At 67.5% G+C, this 1602-nt stretch carries 1 protein-coding gene; it reads right to left on the minus strand.

The features are described from left to right. Nucleotides 1-172 precede the first annotated feature (172 nt). Nucleotides 173-1522 carry an IS1380 family transposase gene (locus EP26_RS30765; protein ID WP_043345369.1) on the minus strand — a complete coding sequence of 450 codons (1350 nt, stop codon included), beginning with the start codon at nt 1520-1522 and terminating at the stop codon, nt 173-175. Nucleotides 1523-1602: the final 80 nt, after the last annotated feature.

The raw sequence follows: 1602 nt of genomic DNA on the forward strand, positions 1-1602 counted from the left end.
CCCGAAAAATTCATGAGGCGGGGCGAGAAGCCTGGTGACGCCGCGGTACGCTCGCGTTCTGGTTGTGCGGGCGCGTTCGGCCGATGCCGGTTTCAGAGCCGGCTCTTGGTTGCAGATCGCGGAGCTTGGGGTTGCGGGTTGGAGGGCGCGGCTGGGGCACATGCCCCGGCGGTCAGCAGACCAGACGAGGCATGCGCTCAAGGGCGAGGTGGATGATGGCCTTGGCCGGATAAGCGCTGGGCAGGTGCAGCATGACCCGGGTCTTCCGTGCGACGACGCGCGTGGCAAGCTTGATCAGGCGCAGGCGCAAGGTGTCGAGCTGGACGACGCGCCAGGTTGAGCGCTTCGGCATGAGGCTGCGCAGTGACCACAGCAGCCAATAGGCGCCGGTGTGCAACATGAGGCGGAGCTGATTGGCGCTGGCCTTGCTGCAGGACGTACGATCGGCGGCCAGGGCCAGCTTCCAGGCCTTGATGTGATTTTCCGCCTGGCCTCTTTGACAGTAGTTACGCTCATAGAGCCTGCGGGGCGTACCGCTGGCCAGGTTGGTGACGACAAAGCGCGTGTCGACGCCGTCGGGTCCGGCCTCGACGCGAGCGATGATCCGTTCGACCCGGCTCCAGCTGCCGGCGCCGTCGTAGAACTCGGTGTAGCGGCGCTGCTTGCCAGCGTTGCTGGCCGCGGCATAGCGCGCCGTGGTGCCCCTCTCGAGTGCCTCGACATGACGGCGCAGCGTGGTGGTGGAGGCCACAGCGAGAATGAAGTCCAGCCGCTCGGCCCGGCAGAAGTCGAGCACCTCTGGCGCGCAGTAGTGGCTATCGGCGCGGATCAGGACCTCCACCCTGGGCCAGTGGCTGCGGATCTCGCGCACCAGTCGGCGCAGAAAGGCGCGGACCTCAGCACCACTCGGACGGCGGGCCGGACGCAGCATGGCGGCGACTGGCCGACCCTCGCCGTCGAACACCACGATGGGCTGGAAGCCGTACTCGTCGTAGTAGGCGTTGAATAGCCGCAGCTGCTGCCCGCCGTGGACGGCATCGAAGGTGTCATCCACGTCCAGGACAATACGACGGGGCACCTGCCGGAAGCTGCTGCAGTACAGCCCAACCATGGTGCGGGCCATCCGCAGCAGCGCCCGTGTCCCCGGCAGGTTCTCGAGGCGCGAGATGGTGGGCTGGGAGCAGAGCGCGGCGCCGTCGGGCAGATGGTCGAGAGCCAGCTTGAACACCGGATCGTGCCGCAGGCTATCGGCGTCATTGCCGTCCTCGTACCCAGCCGCCATCATCAGCATGCGAAAGCGCAGGATGTCCGCGATGCCATGCCGGACCCGCTCGGGAGCGCGCGGGTCTTCAATACAGGCCGCCAACCGCTCGGCCACGCCGAGCCGCCGTTCGACCTCGCGCAGCGCCAGCAGGCCGCCGTCCGAGGAGAGCTGCCCGCCGTCGAAGCGGGCAATCAGGGGCTTGCCGCAGACCGGTGACAGGCCGGCCAGTGACGGGCTAGGTTCAACCTTGACGGGCATGGGCTCCGGGACCGGCTGGATGTGGGTGTCGCAACCGAATCCTATTGCCGATCAGCGGATTTCGCCATGCCCGTCACCTC

The organism is Belnapia moabensis DSM 16746 (assembly GCF_000745835.1).
Classification (GTDB): Bacteria; Pseudomonadota; Alphaproteobacteria; order Acetobacterales; family Acetobacteraceae; genus Belnapia; species Belnapia moabensis.

What these genes read in the sequence shown, in the direction of transcription:
- EP26_RS30765 (WP_043345369.1), bottom strand. Translation starts at nt 1,522, where the DNA reads ATGCCCGTCAAGGTTGAACCTAGCCCGTCACTGGCCGGCCTGTCACCG.